General features: G+C 35.8%; 13 protein-coding genes. 9 read left to right on the top strand and 4 right to left on the bottom strand.

Features of this window, described 5'->3' with window-relative positions; translation table 11 throughout:
* Positions 1–131 precede the first annotated feature (131 nt).
* Both AC5P2S_RS15710 and AC5P2S_RS15705 read right to left on the bottom strand, forming a co-directional pair.
* A complete protein-coding gene (locus AC5P2S_RS15710; RefSeq protein ID WP_494555530.1) occupies positions 132–1,766 on the bottom strand; it encodes a T9SS type A sorting domain-containing protein in 1,635 nt (544 codons plus the stop codon).
* A gap of 139 nt (positions 1,767–1,905) precedes the next feature.
* Positions 1,906–2,382: a Dps family protein gene (locus AC5P2S_RS15705; protein ID WP_283417674.1), complete on the bottom strand. Its 477-nt coding sequence runs from the start codon at positions 2,380–2,382 to the stop codon at positions 1,906–1,908.
* A 144-nt stretch (positions 2,383–2,526) separates the two neighbouring features.
* On the opposite strand from AC5P2S_RS15705, the gene AC5P2S_RS15700 reads away from it, so the two are divergent.
* The 7 genes from AC5P2S_RS15700 (at position 2,527) to AC5P2S_RS15670 (ending at position 10,420) form a co-directional block, all read left to right on the top strand.
* Positions 2,527–3,903: a hypothetical protein gene (locus AC5P2S_RS15700; protein ID WP_494555529.1), complete on the top strand. Its 1,377-nt coding sequence runs from the start codon at positions 2,527–2,529 to the stop codon at positions 3,901–3,903.
* 123 nt (positions 3,904–4,026) lie between these two features.
* The gene (rpsL, locus tag AC5P2S_RS15695; protein ID WP_027381287.1) at positions 4,027–4,440 is read left to right on the top strand and encodes a 30S ribosomal protein S12; all 414 of its coding nucleotides are present in this window, start codon (positions 4,027–4,029) and stop codon (positions 4,438–4,440) included.
* Positions 4,441–4,463: 23 nt separating this feature from the next.
* Positions 4,464–4,940 carry a 30S ribosomal protein S7 gene (gene rpsG / locus AC5P2S_RS15690; RefSeq protein WP_002983149.1) on the top strand — a complete coding sequence of 159 codons (477 nt, stop codon included), beginning with the start codon at positions 4,464–4,466 and terminating at the stop codon, positions 4,938–4,940.
* 6 nt (positions 4,941–4,946) lie between these two features.
* Complete coding sequence (gene fusA, locus AC5P2S_RS15685; protein ID WP_494555528.1) at positions 4,947–7,064, top strand: elongation factor G; 2,118 nt, start codon at positions 4,947–4,949, stop codon at positions 7,062–7,064.
* A 17-nt stretch (positions 7,065–7,081) separates the two neighbouring features.
* The gene (gene rpsJ / locus AC5P2S_RS15680) at positions 7,082–7,387 is read left to right on the top strand and encodes a 30S ribosomal protein S10 (RefSeq protein ID WP_002661363.1); all 306 of its coding nucleotides are present in this window, start codon (positions 7,082–7,084) and stop codon (positions 7,385–7,387) included.
* 227 nt (positions 7,388–7,614) lie between these two features.
* Positions 7,615–9,852: a zinc-dependent metalloprotease gene (locus AC5P2S_RS15675; protein WP_494555527.1), complete on the top strand. Its 2,238-nt coding sequence runs from the start codon at positions 7,615–7,617 to the stop codon at positions 9,850–9,852.
* 73 nt (positions 9,853–9,925) lie between these two features.
* On the top strand, positions 9,926–10,420 hold the full coding sequence (locus AC5P2S_RS15670) for a low affinity iron permease family protein (protein ID WP_283417678.1): 495 nt from the start codon (positions 9,926–9,928) through the stop codon (positions 10,418–10,420).
* Positions 10,421–10,433: 13 nt separating this feature from the next.
* Here the strand turns inward: AC5P2S_RS15670 and AC5P2S_RS15665 are convergent, their stop codons facing one another.
* Both AC5P2S_RS15665 and AC5P2S_RS15660 read right to left on the bottom strand, forming a co-directional pair.
* On the bottom strand, positions 10,434–13,142 hold the full coding sequence (locus AC5P2S_RS15665; protein WP_494555526.1) for a hypothetical protein: 2,709 nt from the start codon (positions 13,140–13,142) through the stop codon (positions 10,434–10,436).
* A gap of 15 nt (positions 13,143–13,157) precedes the next feature.
* Positions 13,158–14,135, bottom strand: coding sequence for a hypothetical protein (locus tag AC5P2S_RS15660; protein WP_494555525.1), 978 nt, complete (start codon positions 14,133–14,135; stop codon positions 13,158–13,160).
* Between the two features lie 219 nt (positions 14,136–14,354).
* Between AC5P2S_RS15660 and rplC the strand changes: the two genes are divergently transcribed.
* Together rplC and rplD are read left to right on the top strand one after the other, a co-directional pair.
* A complete protein-coding gene (gene rplC, locus AC5P2S_RS15655; RefSeq protein ID WP_283417681.1) occupies positions 14,355–14,981 on the top strand; it encodes a 50S ribosomal protein L3 in 627 nt (208 codons plus the stop codon).
* Complete coding sequence (gene rplD, locus AC5P2S_RS15650) at positions 14,972–15,601, top strand: 50S ribosomal protein L4 (protein WP_494555524.1); 630 nt, start codon at positions 14,972–14,974, stop codon at positions 15,599–15,601. Before rplC ends, rplD begins: the two co-directional genes overlap by 10 nt.
* Position 15,602 lies beyond the last annotated feature (1 nt).

Here is a 15,602-nt window from a genome sequence, read left to right as displayed (position 1 = left end):
ATAGATTTTTGCTGAATCTAAATCTGCTGGATTTACATAGCCCCGATTGCAGCGGTTACCCCACAGCAAGCCTTGGAAGATGCGGGTGTGCGAGGAGTATAAGCGGAAAGCGGGATTAAGCTCCTAAAAAATTAGTGTTTGATGAACTTGAAGTTTTTGTTGCCTTCCTGCGTTTTGATTATGAGCATATAAACGCCGCTTGGAAGTTTGGAAACATCGATTCTGGATTTGGATTCTGACAGCATTTGTTTACCGCTCAGGTCATAAATATGAATTTTCTGGATGTCATATTTGGTACTTACAATATTGAGATAATCTGATGTTGGATTCGGGTAAATATTGAAATACTTTGCGCTTTCTGCAGTTCCAAGAACTTTAACCAAAGAAATAGGTTCTCTGAAAAGTGACAAATCAAACACAACATTATTATCTAAAACAGAATAAGTATAAGCCTCGACCGTGTATGTAGCGTAATCTGATTCCTGCACGTTGTTGAAGCTGAGATCAGCGGTTGTCGTATTGGTTTTCTGATCCAGATTTTTGAACCAGGTAAATGTATACTCGCTGCCAGTTAATGAGTGATCTAATTTCGCAGGCTGTCCGATAATCCCAAGAACTTCTTTCAAGCCGTCGTAACGCTGGGGTGAATAATCTAAGTCAGTTTGGACATTATAATCAACAATATAATTAGACAATTGTGCTTTGTTGAATCTATTGTTGCTGAGATGCGTAATGGGTGGCAGTCTGTCATTGAGGTCACCAGAAAGCTGATTGCTGTTAAGATTCAGCATCAATAATTTTGGCATCGCAAGAAATTCGGAAGGTAAATTGCCGGAAAGTAAGTTGTTGTTGAGAAAAAGTTGCTGAAGATTTGTCAATCCAGTCAACAAAGAAATGCCACCAGAAATTTTGTTTCTTCCCAGATTAAGTGTCTGAATTTTTTTCAGCTGCGGAATCTGAGAAGGAATCTGACTTAATTGATTATTCTCCAAAGACAGCCAAGCCAGATTGGTTAAAGTTGATAGTCCCGAAGTATTTTGTTCCGTAATATTATTATTGCTCAGATTAAGGCTTGTCAACTGTGTTAATTGTGAAACCTGTGATGGGATTTGTGACAATTGCATTCCGGATAATGAAAGTACAATCAGTTTGGGATGATTGGCAATATTGGTAAAAGCATTTGCCGGAATTGGATTGTTGTCAAGAATCAGGGTTTCCAGATTCGGAAAAGCTGTTATTTTTGCCGGAATGTTTTGTAATCCGAGATCTGCGATATTAAGAATCTTAATATTGTTGAAATTCTGAAGCATTCCATTAATATCGGAAATGATGAACATGTTTCCGCCCAAAGCCAGATCTTCCAGATTGAAAAGTCCTGTCAAAGAATTAGTAGGATCATCTGTTAGTCTGTTGTTGCTGATGTCTAATTTGGTTAATAAACTTAGAGAAGAAATCCCCATTGGAACTTCACCGGAAAGCTGATTATTACTGAGATCTAGCTTTGTTAATTTGGTAAGTGATGAAACGTAAGCCGGAAAATTTCCCTTAAGCGCATTGCCGGAAAGATTGAGTTCTACGACAACACCATTTCTTACCGAAACGCCAAACCATGTTCTGGGATCCTTTTCAAGATCCCAGGTTCTGTTCCAGTTTTCGCCATTTGTAGCATTATATATATTGATAAGAGCTCCTCTTTCTGCGTTGGAAATACTCCATTGTGCAAAAGCGAAATTAGAAATCAGTAAAAAGAATATAATTTTTTTCAATTGTGTATAATATTAATCCGCAAATATAAGCGATAATAGAATTACTTTATCTTTTTTGATTATAATTACTAATTTTTGATGTGAATAATAAATCCAGCTTTAGTGAAAAGCTGGATTTTTAAATATTAAATAACCGTTTTTATTTACCAAGATAAGAATTATACATCCAGACTTCTTTTTCCTGTTCTGTGATATAATCGCTCATTTGTGAATTGGTTCCCTCGTCTCCTGCTTCATCTGTAATATCCAGAAGTTCTCTTTGCAAATCGATAACAACTTTGAAGGAGTTCAGAATAATCTCTACGCTTTTGTTGCCGTCGCTAACTTCTTTGCTTTCCTTGATGGTTGCCACTTTCAAATAATCCGAATAATTGTGAGCCGGAGTTGATCCTAATGTCAAAATTCTTTCAGCTATTTCATCAATTTTTAAAACAAGACTATTATAGAGTTCTTCGAATTTTGGATGAAGTGTGAAAAATTGATCGCCTTTGATATTCCAGTGGGAACCCCGTGTGTTTTGATAAAATACCGAATAGTTCGCTAAAAGTATATTCAGTTTTTCTGCAATTTTGTTACAATCAGCCTCTTTAAGACCTATTAATGCTGCGTTTTTCATAATTTATTTAATATTAGTTATGAGACAAAGCTAAGAAAAATTTGTGCCGAAGATTATTTCCTAATATTGAGAAAGCCTATTGTTGTTTTTTGAAAAAAATATAAAAAATCATTAATATTGCTCATTCTCACATAAAAACAAGCTATGACAAAGTATATAATCCTCGCAATAATTATATTGATTATCAATTTTATACAAAGCTTTTTCCTTCCTTCCGGAGGTATCTATGCGGATAGCTTGTCGTATTTTGAAATCGCATCAGATCTACCTAATCCTGTAACCAATCTTTTTCCCGTAGGTTATCCTGCTGCATTGAGAGGTTTTTTTGAAATATTCAAAGATTATTTCTGGGCTTCAAAATTTTTGAATACAGCAATGATTCTCATCATCTTTTTGTTTTCTTATATGAAGAGATTTTATTTTAGAGAAACTGTTTTGCTGTTTACGGGAAAAACATTTCTGTTTGTTTTTTCCATCGCAATCTCAGAAGGATTATTTGTATTCCTGCTTTATTTCCTTTTGTATTATTTGTATCAGATTTTGGCAGAAGCCAGGCATTCTTATAAAGATGTTTTTGCAGCGGCTTTTATAATGTTGATAATGTTTACAGTACGCTATTCCGGGATCTATGTTTATTTATCGTTGTTGATATTTGCGGCCTTTTTCTTTTTTAATAATAAAGATAAGCTTAAACAAAAACAGATATTGATGGTTCTTGTTTTGTCAGGATTAGGAATAGCCGGTTATCTATTATTCAATTTAAAAACATTTGGAAGCTTTACAGGTGAAAATCTAAGAGGAAAACCTGAAGAGATACTTCCTATATATGTGTTGAGGGATTTATTGGGAACAGCCAACGCTGTTAACCCCTATATTGGACTGAAGCCCTCTTCTAACAGTATTGCGAGTTTGGCTTTCCAGTTTTTTATATTATTAATAGATGTGTTGGTTTTTATTTATTTTCTTAGATATTTTAAAAAAGCTAAAGACACAGGCCAATATGATTTCCACAAAGCTTTATGGATAATTGCTTTTGGTTATGCGAGTTGTCTGATCATATCGGGTTGGTTTCAGCAGATTGAGGAGATGAATGTGAGAATGATGGCTGCTGCCAATGTATGCGTGTTTTTCTCATTCCTGATTTTATATTTTAAAATCGAAACTTCACACAGGCTCATTTGGAGAGTTGGCTGCTTTTTCTTGGCTTTTATTACTTTATATAGTTTGAAAAGCCCGGCGAATTATTTTGACAATAAAAAACAAATAGAGCCTCAAATGTCAAAATTTAAAAATAAAAAGTTTTTATATAATAATGAAAGAGGCGGCGAAGATGCTTATACGACTTATTATATACCAGTTATTAAAAAGACTTTTCAATATAAACATACCAATAATCAAAAGGGTGACATTAAGCAATCTATTGCAGGAAGTATCAATCCGAAGATTAAATGGTTAAAATATGATACGGTAAAAGATAAATCGCAAGTGTTGTATACCTCCGAACTTTCTTTTAAAAAGTGACGCCGACATTAATCTGATTATTGATAATTAGTCTAAAATTATTTTTTAGATAATTATTTTTCTAACTGCTTGTGGATTAAAAAATTATTCATATTTTTGCACCCTAAAATAAAAAGCAATTAAATGCCTACTATTCAACAATTAGTAAGAAAAGGAAGAGCCACGCTTGCCAAGAAGAGCAAATCGGCTGCCCTTGATTCTTGTCCACAAAGACGTGGTGTATGTACGAGAGTATATACTACTACACCGAAGAAACCTAACTCTGCACTTAGAAAAGTTGCAAGGGTAAGACTTTCTAACGGTAAAGAAGTTAACGCCTACATCCCGGGCGAAGGACATAATCTTCAAGAGCACTCGATAGTATTGGTAAGAGGCGGAAGGGTGAAAGACCTACCGGGAGTACGTTACCACATCGTTAGAGGTGCATTAGACACAGCTGGTGTAAATGGAAGAACACAGAGAAGATCTAAGTACGGAGCTAAGAGACCTAAACCAGGACAAGCACCTGCTGCACCTGCAAAAGGAAAGAAAAAGTAATCATTAAATAAGGTACAGAAACAATGAGAAAGACAAAAGCGAAAAAAAGACCGTTGTTACCAGATCCAAAATTTAATGATCAACTGGTAACTAGATTCGTAAACAATTTAATGCTTGACGGTAAAAAGTCAATCGCATTCAAAATTTTCTATGATGCTTTGGATATCGTAGAAACTAAAAAAGGAGATAACGAAAAAACTGCACTAGAAATCTGGAAAGATGCATTGACTAATGTAATGCCTCACGTAGAAGTACGTTCTAGAAGAGTAGGTGGAGCTAACTTCCAAATCCCTATGCCAATCAGAGCTGATAGAAAAATTTCTATGGCAATGAAATGGTTAATCAAATATTCTAAAGCTAGAAATGATAAGTCTATGGCTTTGAAATTAGCTAACGAGGTTGTAGCTGCTTCAAGAGAAGAAGGTGCAGCTTTCAAAAAGAAAACTGATACTCACAAAATGGCGGAAGCTAACAAGGCTTTCTCGCACTTCAAATTCTAATCTGAAATGGGAAGAGATCTTAAATTTACAAGAAATATTGGTATCGCTGCTCACATTGATGCAGGTAAAACTACCACTACAGAAAGGATTTTATTCTATACAGGTGTAAACCACAAAATTGGAGAGGTTCACGATGGTGCTTCTACAATGGACTGGATGGAACAGGAAGCAGAAAGAGGTATTACGATTACTTCTGCTGCAACTACTTGTAACTGGAATTTCCCAACAGATCAAGGTAAGAAATTACCTGAAACAAAACCTTACCACTTCAACATTATCGATACACCGGGACACGTTGACTTCACAGTAGAAGTAAACAGATCTTTGAGAGTATTGGATGGATTGGTATTCCTTTTCTCTGCAGTAGACGGAGTAGAGCCTCAGTCTGAAACAAACTGGAGACTTGCTGACAACTACAAAGTTGCTAGAATGGGATTCGTAAACAAAATGGACAGACAAGGTGCTGACTTCTTGAACGTTGTAAAACAAGTAAAAGAAATGTTAGGATCTAATGCAGTTCCAATCGTTTTACCAATCGGTGCTGAAGAAGATTTCAAAGGGGTTGTAGACTTAATTAAAAACAGAGCGATCATCTGGGATGAAGCTGGACAAGGTGCTACTTATGAAGTAGTTCCAATTCCTGAAGACATGAAAGATGAAGTTCTTGAATATAGAGAGAAATTAGTAGAAGCTGTTGCTGATTATGATGAAACTTTGATGGAGAAATTCTTCGAAGATCCGGATTCAATTTCTGAAGAGGAGATCAACGAAGCGCTTAGAAAAGCTACTATCGATCTTTCTATCATCCCAATGACTTGTGGTTCTTCTTTCAAGAACAAAGGTGTACAGTTCATGCTTGATGCTGTTTGTAAATATCTTCCTTCTCCACTAGATAAGGATAATATCAAAGGAACAGATCCAAGAACTGATGCTGATATCGAAAGAAAACCATCTGTTGAAGAGCCTTTCGCTGCATTAGCTTTCAAAATTGCTACTGACCCTTTCGTAGGTAGATTAGCATTCTTCAGAGCTTATTCAGGAAGATTGGATGCTGGTTCTTATGTTCTGAACACAAGATCTGGTAACAAAGAAAGAATCTCAAGAATCTATCAGATGCACGCTAACAAACAAAATCCGGTTGAATTTATTGAAGCTGGAGATATTGGTGCAGCTGTAGGATTTAAAGATATCAAAACAGGAGATACGTTATCTGATGAAAAGAACCCAATCGTTCTTGAATCTATGATTTTCCCGGATCCGGTAATCGGTATCGCTGTTGAGCCTAAAACTAAAGCTGACCAGGATAAAATGGGTAACGCTCTAGCTAAATTAGCTGAAGAAGATCCAACGTTCCAGGTTAAAACTGACGAGGCTTCAGGACAAACTATCATCTCTGGTATGGGTGAGCTTCACTTGGATATCATCGTAGACCGTATGAGAAGAGAGTTCAAAGTTGAAGTTAACCAAGGTCAACCGCAAGTAGAATACAAAGAAGCTCTTACACAAAAAGCTAACCACAGAGAGGTTTACAAAAAGCAATCTGGAGGTAGAGGTAAGTTCGCTGATATCGTATTCGAGATCGGTCCTGCTGACGAAGGTAAAACAGGTCTTGAATTCATCAATGAAATTAAAGGTGGTAACATTCCTAAAGAATTTATCCCTTCAGTTGAAAAAGGATTCAGAGAAGCTATGAAGAACGGTCCTTTAGCTGGATTTGAGGTAGAATCTATGAAGATTACATTGAAAGATGGATCTTATCACCAGGTTGACTCGGATCAGTTATCTTTCGAACTTGCTGCGAAGTTAGGTTTCAAAGAATCTGGTAGAGCTGCTAAAGCAGTTATCATGGAACCAATCATGAAGCTTGAAGTAGTAACTCCTGAAGAGTACATGGGTGATATCGTAGGTGACCTTAACAGAAGAAGAGGTACTGTAAACGGTATGGACGACAGAAACAACGCTAAAGTTATCAAAGCTTTCGTTCCGCTTTCTGAAATGTTTGGTTATGTAACTTCTCTTAGAACTTTATCTTCAGGTAGAGCAACATCTTCTATGGAATTCGAAAGATACGAAGCTGCTCCTACAAACGTTGCTGAAGAAGTAATCGCTAAGGCTAAAGGTTAATATTAAATTAGATTAAAATGTCACAAAGAATCAGAATAAAACTTAAATCTTACGATTACAACTTGGTAGATAAATCTGCAGAGAAAATCGTAAAAACGGTAAAGGCTACTGGTGCTGTTGTAAACGGACCAATTCCATTGCCAACCAACAAGAGAATCTTCACCGTGTTGAGATCTCCACACGTAAACAAGAAAGCTAGAGAGCAGTTCCAACTATCAGCTCACAAGAGATTGATGGATATCTACTCTTCTTCTTCTAAAACTGTAGATGCTCTAATGAAGTTAGAACTTCCTTCAGGTGTAGATGTAGAAATTAAAGTGTGATAAATTTTCACATTGCTATGATAAAAAAACCTTCTCAAAACTGAGAAGGTTTTTTTATTTCTAAATTTTCGACCTTAAAAAAAGCTTAAAATAATATTTAATTAATTTATTAGAATATTTATTTTATATAGATAAATTAAATTGAATTGTTAAATTTTTATTATTTTTTTTAAATAGATGGATTATTAATTATAAAATATTACATTTGTCACCCTTAATTTAAAAATATGAAGAAAACATTAACTACTTTGCTATTTTTGGGTAGTTTGCCATTCATTAATGCTCAATGGAGTAAGGCGACACCAAACGTAACAATTACAAAAAAAAGTGATAACTCGATTTATTACAAATTGGATATCGATGCTATCAGAGGACAGCTATTGTCTGCAGATAAAGCAGGTAAAAATGTAGGATCAGTTACGATCAGTATTCCAACATCTAATGGTATAGAAAAATTTGCTGTTAATAGTTTCCCGGTAATGGATGAAGCATTAGCTAATCAGTATCAATTAGGATCTTATGTTGGTGTTGGTATAGATGATCCTACAAAGTATATTAGATTTAGTGTTGCGCCTAATGATTTCCAGTCCATGATTATTAGTAATGGTAAATATGAATTTATAGAGCCTGCGACTAATGATAAAGCTTTTTATTCCGTACATAGTAAGACAGGTAAAGAAGGAGGCTTTATGTGTAGTACTAAGGAAGACGCTAAATCTGTTGAAAGATTGAATGAATTAGCTAAGACGGGAGTTGCAAGCAAAGCTGGAAATAAAAAATTCCATACTTTGAGATTAGCGGTTTCTGTGACTGGCGAATATGGTGCTTATTTTGGAGGAGCTGCGGGTGCGCTTACTCAAATCAATGCAACCATGACCAGAGTGAATGGTGTATTTGAGCAGGAATTTAATCTTCATCTCAATGTTATCAATGCTCCGAACCTGATCTTTACCAATGCATCTACAGATCCTTACAGTGCAGCATCCCAAATGTGCAAATGGAACTATGAATTAATGAACGTACTGCACGGTGGCAGCTATGGAGTTACAGACGCCGATTATGATATTGGCCATCTATTTGGAAGAAGCGGAGGAGGAGGTAATGCTGGTTGTATAGGTTGTATCGGCAGTAATGATGTTTCTTTTACCAGTTATTCAGACTGTGGTTATACTTATAACTCCCCAAATAACTATAAAGGGAGTGGTATAACTTCACCAGGAACAGGAGCTCCTCAAGGAGATAATTTTGATATTGATTATGTTGCTCATGAGATGGGACACCAGTTAGGTGATTACCATACTTATAGCTGGTATGAAGGGACAGGATCTAATATGGAGCCAGGTTCTGGATCAACCATTATGGGGTATGCTGGAATCACAGGTGCCGGATTAGATGTTCAGGCACACTCTGATCCGTATTTCCATTCAAGAAGCATAGATGAAGTACAAGCGAACCTAGCTACTAAAACGGTAGATGTAGAAACTGATATTGCAAATAATCCGCCTGTAATCACGCCAATGACTACTTCTTACACAATACCGTTGAATACTGCATTTGCATTAACAGCTAATGCTACTGACCCAGAAGGTGATGCATTAACTTATTGTTGGGAAGAGTTTAAAACTTCAAACTCTTCAATCGGTCAACCTTGGGCAACTAATGCAGGGATTATGAACGTAGCCGGGGCATCTCACGAACTTGGTAAGACAACTGTAGGAGCAGGATTTAGATCTTTACCGCCGACTGCTAGTCCAACAAGATATTTCCCTGCATTGTCAACAGTTCTTGCTGGTAATGTGAGAGATTTGTCAAAATGGGAATCTACTTCTTCAGTTGCAAAATCCACTGTTTTCCGTGTAACAGTTAGAGACAACAAGGCGGGTGGTCAGGCACAAACTGCATTTGCAAATCAAACGATAGTGGTAGGATCCGCAGCAGCATTTACAGTTAGCACAACATCATTAACACCGGGAACCAATTCAACAATCAACTGGGTGCCTTCCGGAACTACAGCCTCACCTTATAATGTAGCTAATGTTAAAATTGATTTTACATCTGATAGTGGTGCAACATGGACTACTTTAGCAGCTTCTGTTCCAAATTCAGGGACGGCAAGTGTTGCTGTACCCGCTTCTTTGTCAGGTAAATCTGGACATATCAGAGTTTCTGCAATTGGAAATGTTTTCTACGCGGTAAAAGCAGCAACAGTTGGAACTTTAGCGGTATCTGATGTTAATAACACAAAATCTGTACAGGTTTATCCAAATCCTGTAAAAGATATTCTTAATGTTTCCAATGTTGCAGCTAATGCTTCATACGAAATCTTCAACTCAGCAGGACAGATTGTTTCCGGAGGAACTTTGGATAGCGGCAGAGCAACTGTCAACAAATTGGTAAAAGGTGTTTACTTTATCAATATAGAAAATGCAGGCACAACAATCAAAACTAAGTTTGTAAAAGATTAGTAGCTGAATTTTAATAACTTTAAGACCTCTATTTTGGAGGTCTTTATTTTTTTATCAATTTGATTCAGAAAACATGAAAAGCAAAAATTTTTTCGAGAGATTCGCAAACTGGGCCACCAAATTTACCGGCAGTTCTGCAGCTTTCATTTCAGCAACATTGATTGTAATAATCTGGGCGGTCACAGGTCCTGTTTTTAATTATTCGGAGACCTGGCAATTGGTGATCAATACCGGAACAACCATTATTACCTTTCTGATGGTCTTCCTGATTCAGAAAGCTCAGAATAAAGACTCGAAAGCTATCCAGATTAAATTGAATGAGCTTATTGCATCCAATGAAAAAGCAAGCAATAGAATCGTAGATATCGAAGATCTTACTGAAAAAGAACTGGATCAGTTGCATTGCTACTATGAAATGCTGTCTGACTATGCTGAGAAGGATGAAGATATCCATCAATCACATTCTATTGATGCGGCGAAGAAAAACCAGGATCATAAATACGAAGCTTTTCAGAAGCGCCACGAAGAATGGCTCTCTAAACAAAATCAAAAAAAGGAATCTCAATGATTCCTTTTTTTATTTATTTCCTTAGAAAATAATCAAAGTAAGAACAGCTTCCGGTTAAACTTTTTACAGCTTCAGTATCACTGAAGTTTTGTTTCAGCTGTGTGAAATAGGTTCTGTACTTCTCATTTTTCGTTTTGGCAAAATCAATCTCTCGTTGATTGGATTTTTGTTCCCAGTTTTTATCATCGTAAGACACATTTGGCTGTCTGGCCTCCCATTGGTAATATTTACCCTGTTCTGCACTGGCCATCTGGAAAAGTATTCTAGCCTTTTGTTCTTTGTCTCCGGAATTTTGCAAAGCTTTAGTATAAAATTGAATGGATAGGTCAAAATTGTCCGGTTTTATAAAGACATTGGAAATATAATTTTTATAATAATACCTGAAAGGACTTTCATCATTTCCAAAATAATATTTTCCACCATTGGAATTGTCAATATCCATCACAAAAACTTCTCGGTAATAACCTAAAACCGAAGTATTATAAAGCAAATTCCCGATCAGCTGATTCGCTTTTGAAGATAACTCGCCTTTGCTTTTACCGGTTTGTTGAAGTCGCATAACAGCGTCTGCAAGTTCCAGCTTATTCATCTTTTGTTTGATGAATGGAAAATCATTTATAAAATCTTCAGCTTTCATACTAACATTATCAGGGCTTTGGTAACTTTCCCACACATTATGCCCGAAAATTAATCCGGAAATATTACTGAATCCATTATATAGATCGGAAGTGTTTTGATATTTTACATAATTTCCGGTATTGTAATCATAATAACCTTCCGGCAAAGGAATACCTGAAAACCGAACGGCTTTCTCATAATGTTTTTTTGCATTGGCGAAGTCGGCATTTCTCATCGCAAAATCGCCATAAATCAGATTGAAGAACGCTTCGGTATCGCCAACATTGTTAATGTTTTTAGCAATGATCTGGCTTTCAAAAGTAGATTTCTCTTTTTTATTAAAAAATGCCTGGAGTTTTTTGGCAAGGTTGAGATTCGGATTGAACCGTAGATCTGACAATTGATTATTCATCAGAAAGGATTTTGCATCATCACCTTGTAGAAAATACCGGTTGGCAAGAATATCTTTCAGAAACTCCTGTGTTGAAGGCGCTGTATATTCCTCATATCCGAAATTTTCAGCAGTGCTGTCGGTTTCTATTTTCTTTGGTTTTTCTTCAAAGAACTCACGGTAATCCTTGTAAAGATGTTCCTCAAAATCAGATGTGATTTTTGGTTGAGAGACAATATCATTCAGCATTTTCATTCTCCGGATCTGGGATTGATAATTTTTGTCATTAGTGTTGATGCTGTTCAGAACCTCTGAGCTACCTTCATAATCTTTTTGAAGAAATTTTAGATAGGCATCAGCAATTTTCCAGAATTCGTCTTTGCTTTCATTTTTTATTTTGTCAGTGAATTCCTCGAGGTCGGAAATATAATTGACCGGTTTATCATTGTCATTATAATAATAGCTGTATTCCGATTTGTTGAAAAATGGAATTCTGTCAGGATTTTCTAAGTATTGCTTTTCAGAAAGATCATTGTTGCGATCAGTTTTTTCGGAAGATTTTGAACTAAAAATACTTTTGAACCATCGCACGATTCTTTGCCAAATGGATAATTCTTGTTTTTCAGAATTTTCCTTAACATTAACTTTAGACTGTTCTGTTGTTTTATCGTTTGTATCTTGTGTTTCAGGATTCTGATAATAATAGACAGGAAGATAATTTCTTTCCAGCTCATTAATTGCTCTTGCGCCCAGAACTTTAAGCATTTCAGATTCCGGATCTATGTCATAGATCTTTTTCATCATTGGAAGCGGATCATTAAAATCCTGGTAGCCCAAAAGGAAATAAGCCATCGTTTTTTCCCGATCATTGCCGGCGCGTTTCAGAATGTTATTGAAAGAAGCGCTGTCTGAAAGTTTCATCGATACAAAAGCATCTCTTTTCAAAGATTTCGAATTCATAAAAACCTGAAAAAAATGCCAATTGGCTTCTTCGTTTTTGCCAAGACCGCGTTCGGCACCCGCAAACTGATCCAGCGCAAGATAATAAGGTGCGGATTTGATTTTTAGCGGTTCAACATATTTTTTAAAAGCATTAGCAGATTCCTCAAAATGTCTGGTGTAATGATTAAATCGCACCAGCTGATAACCGTAACGCAATTTGATTTCAGGATTTCTGGCCGAATTATAAAGTGAGTTGAGAGCGGCAATTGTTTTATTATAATCAAGATCAGTAGCATTTTTATTATCCGTTTCGGAGCGGTAATAGAAAGAATCCGGGCTTTCCACATAGCTGATTCGCATATACGGCTCGAGATATTTGGCCTCAATAAGGTAATCAATGCCTTCTTTATATTTGGCGTAAAATGAATTTCCAAGCTTTGCTAATATTGGTTCGGAAGCAGCTTTCCCGGCCTTGATTGCGTTTAGTGCCTGTAAAGGAATATGATTTACCAAATATTCCGTTTCACGGTAATTCAACTGATTCCCGAAATATTTTTGCCAGTTTTCTATATTTTCATTAGGAATTACAGCTTTTTCATCTTCGTAGAATCTTGAAGAATATGTCAGCAAAAATGGTGTGAAAGATTTATCACGGATAATATTTTGTGTAAAAAGATTGAAATAATCATAATCCGGATCGTACCAGGCACAAGCTTTGGACTGATTGAAAAATGCAGAAGCAAGAACAAAGCTTAAAAGGAATTTTTTCATAGTTTGAGTTTTTTATTAACGGTTGAAGTTTCTGTTTCTGATAAACCTTTCGTCCAATTGATAATATATGATGTTAAATTTAGGAATTTTCCGGTCAAGAAAATTCACCGCTTCATCTAAGGTTTGTTCCGGGATCTGTTCCACTTTTATCCTGAAACCTTTATTGAGATAATAACCAAAAAAGAAACCATCTTTTCTTACAACGGCTTCATTTTCCGAAATTTTTTCTAAATCCTTATTATTAAGATCTTTTTCCGACAGAGCATTAATCAGTTTATGTTTCCCGAAATGGTTGGTGACGATTCCCCAGGAGTAGATAGGCAAGGCAACATCTATTTTTTTGATAGGATAATTCTGGACTTCGGAAAGGTAATTTTTCAGAATCTGAATGTCCAGGATCGAGTTTTTATCCGAGTTTTCCAAAGGAGAGGAAGTGGAATAACACATCAAGTAAACTTTTCTCACAGGCGGAATTCCCATTGTAACTTTATCTTTTACCTGGTGTAACCGCAATGTGGAAGTGATTTCTTTATGAGAAAGCGCTTTAAGTTTTTTTAAAAATTTAAAATAGTCATTTTTTGTGCCGGCAGTCCAGTCGCAGTCAATTTGTATTTCCGAAGCGTCTGCAAATCCAAATTCTTTGATTTTTTTATCAATAAGACTATAAATACTTTTGGCAAGAAAATCAATTTCAGAATCTTTAATATAAAGAAATGTTCTGTTTGTGATAAAAATTACCGGAACAATGTGTTTTGAGCTTCGAAAATTTTCTGATTTCGAGATTACGCTGACCGGTTGGAATTTACCATCCACTTTATCAGCATCAAAAAATCTGACATATAAATTGGTTAGTGTTGATTGTTCCAGTACATCTTTTTCCGATTCTTTTAAGGATAATTTTGTTTTCCAGTAATAAAAACCATAGGCATGATTTTCTTGTTTATTACAACTGAAAAATAATATGAGAATCAAAATTGAAAATATTTTTTTCATAATCAAATTTAAAAATTCGACGTATAAAAATTGTGATAATTTCCTGATTTAAGCTAAAACATTAAAAATCAAAATATTTTATGATAAATATTTGTCAGTTTGAAAATTATCCATAAATTTGCACACTCATTTTAGGGAAGGAGTATGCCTATTTCAGACATAGAATATGACGAAAACCGCTAAAATGCTGAAACAAAATATAATAGATATATATAAATAATGTCAGGTATTATTGGTAAAAAAATCGGTATGACATCTTTGTTTAACGAGGACGGGAAGAATATTCCTTGTACAGTTATTCAAGCTGGTCCATGCTCGGTTTTACAGGTCAGAACCGAAGAGGTTGACGGGTATGTTGCCGTACAACTAGGTTTCGATGACAAGAGTGAGAAGAACGTTGGTAAAGCGTTAGCTGGTCATTTTAAAAAGGCTGGTTCAACTCCTAAAGCTAAAATCGTAGAATTCAGAAACGAATTCGAACATGCGGTTAAGACAGGAGATTTAGTAGAAGTTAACATGTTTGCGGAAGGTGAATACGTTGATGTAACAGGGACTTCTAAAGGTAAAGGTTTCCAAGGTGTTGTTAAAAGACACGGATTTGGAGGTGTAATGCAAGCTACTCACGGTCAGCACAACAGACTTAGAGCTCCAGGTTCTATCGGTGCTGGTTCGGATCCTTCAAGAGTATTCAAAGGAATGAGAATGGCTGGTAGAATGGGAGGTAAGCAGGTAACTGTTCAGAACCTTCAGGTGTTAAAAGTAGATGGAGAACAAAATCTTTTAGTAGTAAAAGGTGCTGTTCCGGGAGCTAAAAATTCTTATGTAATTATCAAGAAATGGAACTAGTAGTATTAAGTACATCAGGAAAAGAAACCGGAAGAAAAGTAACTCTTGACGAATCAGTATTCGGGATTGAGCCAAATCAGCACGCGGTTTACTTAGAGGTTAAGCAATATCTTGCTGCACAAAGACAAGGTACTCATAAATCAAAAGAAAGAAGCGAAATTACGGCTTCTACAAGAAAGCTTAAGAAGCAAAAAGGTTCAGGATCTGCGAGATATGGTGATATCAAGTCGCCAACTTTCAAAGGTGGAGGTAGAGTTTTTGGTCCAAAACCAAGAGACTACAGATTCAAATTGAACAAAGCGCTTAAGAGATTAGCTAAAAAATCTGTTTTGTCTCAAAAATTGAGAGATAACAGTATCAAAGTTTTGGAGAACTTGAGTTTTGACGCTCCTAAGACTAAAGAATTCATCAACTTGTTGGGTGCTTTGGATCTTAACGGTAAAAAGTCTTTATTCATCATTCCTGAAGCTAACAAGAATGTATATTTATCTTCAAGAAACTTGTCTAAGACAAGAGTGTTAAATTATAACGAGATTTCTTCTTATGATTTGATCAATGCAGGTGAGATTGTTTTCTTAGAAGGTGCAGTAGAAAAATTTCAGGAAAATTTAAAGAAATAAA

Source organism: Epilithonimonas sp. 33E, assembly GCF_059372615.1.
Note: the sequence above shows the minus strand (reverse complement) of the source record. Positions and strands in the feature narration are given on the sequence as shown.

What these genes read in the sequence shown, in the direction of transcription:
- rplD (WP_494555524.1), top strand. Translation starts at nt 14,972, where the DNA reads ATGGAACTAGTAGTATTAAGTACATCAGGAAAAGAAACCGGAAGAAAA.
- rpsG (WP_002983149.1), top strand. Translation starts at nt 4,464, where the DNA reads ATGAGAAAGACAAAAGCGAAAAAAAGACCGTTGTTACCAGATCCAAAA.
- AC5P2S_RS15665 (WP_494555526.1), bottom strand. Translation starts at nt 13,142, where the DNA reads ATGAAAAAATTCCTTTTAAGCTTTGTTCTTGCTTCTGCATTTTTCAAT.
- rpsL (WP_027381287.1), top strand. Translation starts at nt 4,027, where the DNA reads ATGCCTACTATTCAACAATTAGTAAGAAAAGGAAGAGCCACGCTTGCC.
- rplC (WP_283417681.1), top strand. Translation starts at nt 14,355, where the DNA reads ATGTCAGGTATTATTGGTAAAAAAATCGGTATGACATCTTTGTTTAAC.
- rpsJ (WP_002661363.1), top strand. Translation starts at nt 7,082, where the DNA reads ATGTCACAAAGAATCAGAATAAAACTTAAATCTTACGATTACAACTTG.
- AC5P2S_RS15675 (WP_494555527.1), top strand. Translation starts at nt 7,615, where the DNA reads ATGAAGAAAACATTAACTACTTTGCTATTTTTGGGTAGTTTGCCATTC.
- AC5P2S_RS15705 (WP_283417674.1), bottom strand. Translation starts at nt 2,382, where the DNA reads ATGAAAAACGCAGCATTAATAGGTCTTAAAGAGGCTGATTGTAACAAA.
- AC5P2S_RS15700 (WP_494555529.1), top strand. Translation starts at nt 2,527, where the DNA reads ATGACAAAGTATATAATCCTCGCAATAATTATATTGATTATCAATTTT.
- AC5P2S_RS15670 (WP_283417678.1), top strand. Translation starts at nt 9,926, where the DNA reads ATGAAAAGCAAAAATTTTTTCGAGAGATTCGCAAACTGGGCCACCAAA.
- AC5P2S_RS15660 (WP_494555525.1), bottom strand. Translation starts at nt 14,135, where the DNA reads ATGAAAAAAATATTTTCAATTTTGATTCTCATATTATTTTTCAGTTGT.
- fusA (WP_494555528.1), top strand. Translation starts at nt 4,947, where the DNA reads ATGGGAAGAGATCTTAAATTTACAAGAAATATTGGTATCGCTGCTCAC.